8 protein-coding genes are annotated in these 7470 nt (G+C 60.1%); 2 read left to right on the forward strand and 6 right to left on the reverse strand.

The genetic code is table 11. The annotated features are described in order from the left end of the window. Positions 1 to 180 precede the first annotated feature (180 nt). The 6 genes from CJ255_RS20305 to CJ255_RS20330 all read right to left on the reverse strand — a co-directional run bounded on the left by CJ255_RS20305 (position 181) and on the right by CJ255_RS20330 (position 5794). Positions 181 to 1026 (reverse strand): hypothetical protein, encoded by an 846-nt coding sequence (locus tag CJ255_RS20305; protein ID WP_097645905.1) that lies wholly within the window; start codon positions 1024 to 1026, stop codon positions 181 to 183. Between the two features lie 82 nt (positions 1027 to 1108). Next, entirely contained in the window at positions 1109 to 1555 is a 447-nt protein-coding gene (locus tag CJ255_RS20310) for a pepsin/retropepsin-like aspartic protease family protein (RefSeq protein ID WP_217352505.1), read from the reverse strand. After that, positions 1530 to 1745: a hypothetical protein gene (locus CJ255_RS20315; RefSeq protein ID WP_097645907.1), complete on the reverse strand. Its 216-nt coding sequence runs from the start codon at positions 1743 to 1745 to the stop codon at positions 1530 to 1532. The genes CJ255_RS20310 and CJ255_RS20315 overlap by 26 nt, the downstream gene beginning before the upstream one ends. Then, positions 1742 to 1945, reverse strand: coding sequence for a type II toxin-antitoxin system ParD family antitoxin (locus CJ255_RS20320; protein ID WP_165774849.1), 204 nt, complete (start codon positions 1943 to 1945; stop codon positions 1742 to 1744). The genes CJ255_RS20315 and CJ255_RS20320 overlap by 4 nt, the downstream gene beginning before the upstream one ends. Positions 1946 to 3026: 1081 nt before the next feature. Next, positions 3027 to 5345 (reverse strand): SUMF1/EgtB/PvdO family nonheme iron enzyme, encoded by a 2319-nt coding sequence (locus CJ255_RS24215; protein WP_097645909.1) that lies wholly within the window; start codon positions 5343 to 5345, stop codon positions 3027 to 3029. A gap of 176 nt (positions 5346 to 5521) precedes the next feature. Continuing rightward, the gene (locus tag CJ255_RS20330) at positions 5522 to 5794 is read right to left on the reverse strand and encodes a hypothetical protein (protein ID WP_124682029.1); all 273 of its coding nucleotides are present in this window, start codon (positions 5792 to 5794) and stop codon (positions 5522 to 5524) included. Between the two features lie 221 nt (positions 5795 to 6015). Here CJ255_RS20330 and CJ255_RS20335 point away from each other — a divergent pair, with 221 nt between their 5' ends. Then, the gene (locus CJ255_RS20335; RefSeq protein ID WP_097645911.1) at positions 6016 to 6489 is read left to right on the forward strand and encodes a helix-turn-helix domain-containing protein; all 474 of its coding nucleotides are present in this window, start codon (positions 6016 to 6018) and stop codon (positions 6487 to 6489) included. Beyond that, positions 6489 to 6707: a VapC50 family PIN domain-containing toxin gene (locus CJ255_RS20340; protein ID WP_097645912.1), complete on the forward strand. Its 219-nt coding sequence runs from the start codon at positions 6489 to 6491 to the stop codon at positions 6705 to 6707. Before CJ255_RS20335 ends, CJ255_RS20340 begins: the two co-directional genes overlap by 1 nt. Positions 6708 to 7470: the final 763 nt, after the last annotated feature.

Genomic DNA, 7470 nt, shown 5'->3' on the forward strand with positions numbered 1-7470 from the left:
GCGGGTGGCGCGAGAGTGGCGAGGAGCAGTGCGGTGGGAAGAACCTCCCCCGGTACGAGGTGGGCGGCACGGGCGAGGAGCTTCAGCGCCAAAGGGCGATGCTCTCGGTGCGGTGCAACACATCGAGCGCATGGCGCTGCACCCCTAGGTAGCCCTGCCAGTCGGGGTTGCGGCTGGTGATCAACACCCGCGCCGCCCCGCCGGGGTGGAGCGGGGGGTGAAGTGGTATTCGATAACCTGTTTACCAATGACAGCCCCAACATAACCACCAGATACCGCCACGGGCTGCACTACTTCAGCGCCACCATGCACCGTCGTCTTATGAATGTCGCGCCCAGCAACATCCCCCTGAAAATTCACATCGCGCATCTGCGCCCCGGCGAAATTGATGAGTGCCCGGTGCTGCGCGTCCCTGAGTGCGGTAACCGCTGCGAGGAGTTGGTCGAAGCGAGCATCGTGATAGGCGGTCAGGGTAGCGATCACGCGGTTGGCTTCAGCCACCACCACCGGCCCCAACGCGCCGCCAGCGAGCTGCAACCGCTCCATATCGGCGCTGAGGCGCTGCAACAGGCGATGCTGCTCAATCAGCACGTCGCTCTGCGCCCCCTGCTCCTCGGCAATCGCTGCGAGAGCCAGTGGTACGGCATCGAGTTTTTGCAGAAAGGTGGCCAACTCAGTGGCGAGCGCCTGGTTGTTGGCGGCGGCGGCATCGAGGCGCTGGGCTAATGCCGCGAGCCAAGCCGGATCGGGGGCATCTTCGGCAAGGGCCGCTTGCATCCCGTCGGTAGCGAGGTTGCCCACCCAACCGGCCAACGCGCCCATGCCCATCTCGGTGAGCCACTGAGTAACTGCGGCGAGGGTCAAGGTTCCCGCGCTGACGCTCACGAAGAGCGGTGCCAAACCCGCTGCGCCCAGCAGTCCCACGGTCGCCGCGCCACCCGCCCCAGCGAGCAATGCGGGCCAATGGGCGCGGCGAATACCGGAGCGGGCGGTGGTGAGGGGCGAGGCTTCGGCTTCTGGGGGCATGGGGCGCTCCTCAATGACAAGGAAAGAGAAGTGAGCAGATAGGAAGTAGGGCTGCTACAGCCAGGTTCGATCTACTTCTGCGTCAAGCTTGCTTCGGGCGAAGTTCGACGATTGCTTGTGTCCGCAAGAAGCAGACATCAAACTCAAGGAAGAAGTTCACTTGCCCCAATAAGATCGGCACATTGCTCAGTTGCGTCCAAGCGAAGGCCAGCCGAACCGGAGCAAAGGGGTTGATGGTGCCATGCAAAACAACAGCACGGGCAGGTGCCTGGGCAAGGTTACCTGTGAGTTGCACTGGGGTCGTGTGTTCTACCCAATCCAAGCCAAGCTGGATGCCCACATGATAGGGTAAGACATTCACCGTCGCCCCGCTATCCAGCAGGCCCGTAAGCGCCATGGTGCGTTGGCCATGGGCGAGGAGCAGCGGCACGTAGGGCATAAGGCTGCTGCCAGGATGCGCGGGGTCACTGTCAATGTAGGGAAAGCGGGCAGCGGGCAACATCTCACATTCCCCTTGGCGTCTCTTCATTGAGAACCTGCAGCAAGGTAGCCGCAGCATCATGCGCGTCATAGGGCGACCAGACGGCGCGATCTTCACCAGCAAGCGGCAGCGCAAGCTCCTCTTCACGGGCAATGTCGGCAGCAAGCAACTGCATCAAGCGCAATTTCTCCACCCGTGGCAAGGCATGAATGGCAGGAAAGAGTTCGGTAAGCGTCATAGCGTCACCTCTTCATCACGAACTCCCGCAATCCCCGCATGCAGATCACGCAAACGTGCCTCGCGCTCGCGCTCCTGGTACTCCAACAGCCGCAGCGCCTCACGCACCACTTCGCTCACATTGTTGTAGCGGCCACTCTTCACCCGCGCATCTGCCCACTCTTTCCAGTAGGGGGTGAGGTTCACACTGATATTGCTCATCCTGCGCTCCTTCATGACAAAGCTATGCGTAAAGATTAGCAAATAGTCTAGCCAAAAGCAAATCCTCGCGTGGTGCAGTAAGCATCCACGCTTTATCGTTCCCGCCGATTCGCCCAAAACCACCCCATTTCCTTCATCTTACCGTTCCCCTGATGCCAAAATCGAGCCATTTCCGCACACCACAAGAACGATAACGGTACTTATCGTTCCCGTACTTGCGCCTCTTCCGACTGGCGGATGTTGTTGATTGCCCCGTTGCGTTGCCACCCTGAGATGCCGTAGGTAGTGCCGACGTTAGTCGGCTTCCCATCGCTGCCAAAGACCTCAGAGGCTGTCTGAAAATTCTATGGTTTGGCGTTGGAGTGCCGACTTTAGCCGGCTAAAGCCGGCACTCCAGCGTGTGCCCCCGGCTTTTCAGACGGCTTCTTAGACCTTGCTGCCTTCGCCCCTCTCCCACAACGTGGGAGCGGCGGTGCCCTGCCCTTCGACAAGCTCAGGGGCCGCTTGCCGAAGGGGGTAGGGGGTGAGGGCCATCCTGGGCCTCCCAAAAACCCCGTAAGGGCGTAGCAGCGGCCCATTCACCCCCTCCTGCACAGCAATTCTTGGGGTGGGCCGCTGCTACGCCCCTACATTCCCTTACGACGAGATGCCATGCGTTTTCCATGAATGTGTGGTGGACACATCGCCCATCGCCCCGCAACGTAGGGGCGTAGCAGCGGCCCCCAAAGGAACCATGCCCACACCAAGAACACAAGGCCGCTGCTACGCCCTCCCATCGGCATCGCGCCCTCCCGTGGCAATGGGAGCGGGGCCATTGGGAGCCCATGCATGTTGTGGCAACCACCCACCCCATTGCCCCCACCGCGCATGCAATGGATTGACGATCTTCCCCGGAAAGGGCGTAGCAGCGGCCCATTCATTATGCAATGGATTGACAATCTTCCCCGGAAAGGGCGTAGCAGCGGCCCATTCACCCCCTCCTGCACAGCAATTCTTGGGGCGGGCCGCTGCTACGCCCCTACGTACAATGCCCACCCATATCTGGGCCTCCCTCAGCCCCCCGCGCCGCCCGCGCTTTCGCCTATCGGCTATCGGGCTTTCGGCTATGCTCGGCTTTCGGATTTTCGGCTATCGGACTTTCGCCTATCCCAAGAGGGGAGAGAAGAACCCGAAAACCCCTGTCGCCGCTGAGGTCGTAGCCGGGAAGGAAGCGGAGCCGCGCCCCGCAGCGAACATTAGTTCTGCTGTCATCATAATCCCCACCCCGCAACACCCACCTCTCTTCATCAGCAAAGACGCGCTCGGCTCCGGGGTAAGACTGCCAGGTATTTACCATCCATTCCCGCACATTGCCCGCCATGTCGAGCGCCCCGCAGGGTGCCGCCCCGGCGGGGTAGCAGCCCACGGGGATGCTCCAACGCCAACCCCGCGTCGCACGATCCTCTTCCGTCGCCGCATGATCCTCCCGCCAGTCGTCGCCCCACGGATAGCGGCGACGATCTCCGCCCCGCGCTGCGGCTTCCCACTCCTGTTCACTCGGCAGGCGCAAGTCGGCCCCTATCGCGGTGCTAAACCACGCACAGTAGGCGTTGGCCATGACCCAACTGACCCCAACCACGGGTTGGTTGGGGTGGTTTAGATCAGAGTCGTCATCAGTGTATGATGGTTGTCCATCACCCAGTCGCACCCACGCGCGCCACTGCGCGTTGGTGAGCGGGTAGCGGGCGATATAGATCGGGTGGGCCAGCGTAATCGTGTGTTGGGGCCGTTCTTCATCCTTTGCGTCAGGGTCGTCATTGGCGCTGCCTATCCAGTAGGTGCCTGCGGGAATGGGGCAGAAGTAGCCGTTGGCATCGCCCGCCAGCGCCCGTTCGCTTGCGTTGCGCCACTCATCCACCGTCACCGGAAAGCGTGGGTCGCCCAGGTCGCGGTCGCCAAGCAAGAAGCCGGCGCGTACCCGTTCGGCGACGGGCAGCGGTTGGACGCGGTCGGCCAAGAGTTCTTCGAGTCCCTGTTTGAGCGCCGCTTGCCAGCGGGTCGCACGTATTTGGGGGCGGGTTCGCAGATAGCTCCAGTCGCGGTCGGCGCCAAGTTCGGCGGCAAGGATCAGGTCGCGGTACCAGCGGGCAACCGGTTTGCTCTTCCCTGCCTCCTCGCGCTCGATTAGGTCATTGAAGAGCCGGTCGAGTACCAAGGGGGGAGCGAGGCCAACACCAAGAAAGATCGGCTCGCGCCAACGATCATCATGGCGGTGTGCCATCACGAGGGCAACCGGGTCTTCCGCGTTGAGGGCGATCTGCCGTCCTGCACAATGTTCTTGCAGCGTGAGGTGAGCGAAGGTGAAGGTGTCGGCACCATCCGGCAGGAGCAGACCACTGCGCTGATCGATGTAGTCAAGGCAGCGCACCGCCGCATCGCCCGGAGAGGCCACTTCCGTCTGCTGGAAGAAGTCAATCAGCGCCGTGTAGACCTCTCCGCGCGCCAAGCGTCCGCGCCCATCTTGCGAACTGGCTGCGCCATGCGCTTCGTAGGAGAGCCGGTCGAGCAGGGGGCGAATGTAGCTGCTATCCCAAGTGGGCATGCCGATAGCTTGGCCAAGCGATTGCCCTTCGCGTACGTGATCCCATTGGCCTAAGAGCAATTCGAGAATACGCTCGTAGAGCTGCGGGCGATCACGGGGCAATTCCCCTTTGTTATAGAGAACTAACGCCATGAGCGTCAGCAGCAGCGGCGTCTTGGCCATCTCCCGCAAGCGAGGACGTTGGGGATCGCCAATCGCACGCAGCAGGATGCTACATAACCGCTCGGCTTGTGCTTGGTCAAGCTGGCCTTTGGTTACGAGTTCTTCATACCATGCGCGGGTAAAGTGGCGAATTTGGCCTCCAGTAAGCGAACGTTGCAGCACAACCGGAGCTTCCGCTTGCCCATCAATGGTTGCCGCACCATCCACCCGATAGCGTGCCCTATCGGGGAGCGCATGATCGGGATGGTAATCCTGCTTGAGCGGGCGGTCGGGATCACCCTGCTCGAAGAAGGCGCTTAATTGCGCCTTAGTACCGCGTTCGGCAGCAAGGCGCGTGGTGGTAGCGAGGGTGACGTAGATACGCGGCAGTTCGAGACATGCACTCTGCCCAAGCTGCTCATCGAGGCCACGCAGCGGCAATACCTGAAGCTTGCGCATAAGCCCTTCGAGATACCAGACAATGCGCCGCCGCTCATCCTCACTCGGATCGCGCCCAAAGATCACCTGGCCAAGATTAAACCCAACAACATTGCCGTAGACCGTACCACTGCCACTGACCGTTACTGTGCCTTCTCTGGGATCATGGTCAGGGGCACCGGCAAGCGCCGCCACGGCGCGGCGCAAACGCACCAAGAGTGAATCCGACCATGAACCCATGAGCAACACACCTTCCCATGTAGCCCTTTTTTGCTACGACATGCATTGAACCCAACTACTATGGGTGTGACTGGTATCTGTAGAGCGGTGCCCTACGATCCCGCCGAACAGGGGGAAATGCGGGGGAACCAGGTTCCCCCGCACCCCCTTCCTACATATTTGGGTCACACACAGCTCTACGTTGCCTGCTCATCATCTTTGCCTAACGTATAGTTGCCCGTCACCGTTCCCGTAATCACCCCGCCTGTGGTGCCGTAAACCTTCCCTTGGCCGCTCACATTGACGCTACCTTGCACCCCTCCCGTCTGGATGTTCGCTTGCTGGGCGAGCGTCTGAAGTTGTTGGGCAAAAGCCGGTTCGCGGGCGGCAATATCGGTAAGCGCCCGCACAAAATGCTCCGCTTGGCGGGGAGATTGGAAGAAGCTTACGTAGGGGCGTAGCAAGCGCAAAGTAACACCAAGAATCTCGCTGCCTTTGCCCCTCGCCCACAACTGGTCTGTATACCTCGCAGATCGACGCTCGTGGAAGATGCAGCAGCCAATCGCGCCAGTAGGCGCTGCTACTCCGCTGGCGGAAGTGACTGAAAATGGGCAAGGAGATCGTCGCTCATCGTGAGATCTTTCGTTTATTGCGATTATCACGTATACTGCGACAAGAAGGAGGTTCCCCAATGGCCTACACCCGCAACGCAATCACCGCAACCCTCGTTCCCTCAGAAGAGGAACGCGAAGCAGCCAAGGCATCACTACGTCTTCTTGCCCCCAATATACCACGCAACCACACGCTAACCATACGGATTGTAGACGAGCAAAATCCCGATCATGAGACAGCGTTGACACTTCCTACCCAAGCTACTCAAATCCTGATCGAAGTCTTACTCCAAATGGCAGAAGGCAACGCCATCACCCTCATCCCGCTTCACGCCGAAATCACCACACAGCAAGCCGCCGCCATCCTCAACATCTCACGCCCCTCGCTTATCCGTCTCCTCAAAGAGGGCGCAATCCCCTTCCGCAACATCGGAACTCACCGCCGCATCCTGCTCCGCGACCTCATCGCCTACCAAGAACGCACCGCAGCAGCACGCACACGCAGTCTTGATGAACTGGCCGCCATCAGCCAAGAGTTAGGCTTGGGATACTAATGCCGTCGCTTCCATTTGGGATTGAAGCACAACATCCTGACGAGTTTATTCGCCACCTGATTGATCTCAACCGCTTTGCGGTTTGCTCCGCAGTGCAACAGCAGCGCCGCGCACTTAAAAACCCACCCAAGCCAGTGGATACATTCCTTGAAATCTTGGAGCAACAACGGCTTCCGCTCACGGTAGCCGCATTGCGCCATCTGAGCCAATTCTTGTGATCGATAGACAAAAGAGGGCAAAGCAACACCAAGACCCTCACCCGCTTGCGGGAGAAGAGAGCAGGGGGTGAGGGCCATTCCCTCGCTCTCCAAGCACCCAAACGTAGCTTACGTAGGGGCGTAGCAGCGGCCCCCAAAGGAACCATGCCCGCACCAAGAACACAAGGCCGCTGCTACGCCCTCCGAAGCGAACCATGCCCCCACTACGCATGCGATGGGTTGACGATCTTCCTCGGAAAGGGCGTAGCAGCGGCCCATTCATTCCCTCCTGCGCGGTGTTAGGGAAGCGGATGTTGTTGATTGCCCCATTTTGTCCACCATGAGCGAAGGCGCGTAGGAACGTTCCTGTTTGTGCCGTAGGTAGTGCCGACTTATGGTCTTCCAGTAAATAATCCGCTAACCAGACCTCGCAAATCTGGCATATCTATCAGGTCTAGCCCGTGCCGCGACACCGGATTAATTTCTGGAACACCATTAGTCGGCTTCCCATCGTTGCCCAAGACCTCAGCCGACTAAAGTCGGCACTACGATGCCTGCGCCCCATGTTCTATTCAGCATGACAAGCTGCTGGGATACGTAACAATTTCTGCTTCCCTTACCTGAGGTGGGCCGCTGCTACGCCCCTACGTGCAATGCCCACCCATATCTGGGCCTCCCTCAGCCCCCCGCGCCGCCCGCGCTTTCGCCTATCGGCTATCGGGTTTTCGGCTATGCTCGGCTTTCGGATTTTCGGCTATCGGACTTTCGCCTATCCCAAGAGGGG

The sequence above is a fragment of the Candidatus Viridilinea mediisalina genome, from assembly GCF_002532535.1.
GTDB classification, from domain to species: domain Bacteria; phylum Chloroflexota; class Chloroflexia; order Chloroflexales; family Chloroflexaceae; genus Viridilinea; species Viridilinea mediisalina.

Coding starts and splice junctions, on each gene's coding strand:
- CJ255_RS20320 (WP_165774849.1), bottom strand. CDS start 1,945: ATGAGCAATATCAGTGTGAACCTCACCCCCTACTGGAAAGAGTGGGCA.
- CJ255_RS20310 (WP_217352505.1), bottom strand. CDS start 1,555: ATGAAGAGACGCCAAGGGGAATGTGAGATGTTGCCCGCTGCCCGCTTT.
- CJ255_RS20315 (WP_097645907.1), bottom strand. CDS start 1,745: ATGACGCTTACCGAACTCTTTCCTGCCATTCATGCCTTGCCACGGGTG.
- CJ255_RS20335 (WP_097645911.1), top strand. CDS start 6,016: ATGGCCTACACCCGCAACGCAATCACCGCAACCCTCGTTCCCTCAGAA.
- CJ255_RS20305 (WP_097645905.1), bottom strand. CDS start 1,026: ATGCCCCCAGAAGCCGAAGCCTCGCCCCTCACCACCGCCCGCTCCGGT.
- CJ255_RS24215 (WP_097645909.1), bottom strand. CDS start 5,345: ATGGGTTCATGGTCGGATTCACTCTTGGTGCGTTTGCGCCGCGCCGTG.
- CJ255_RS20340 (WP_097645912.1), top strand. CDS start 6,489: ATGCCGTCGCTTCCATTTGGGATTGAAGCACAACATCCTGACGAGTTT.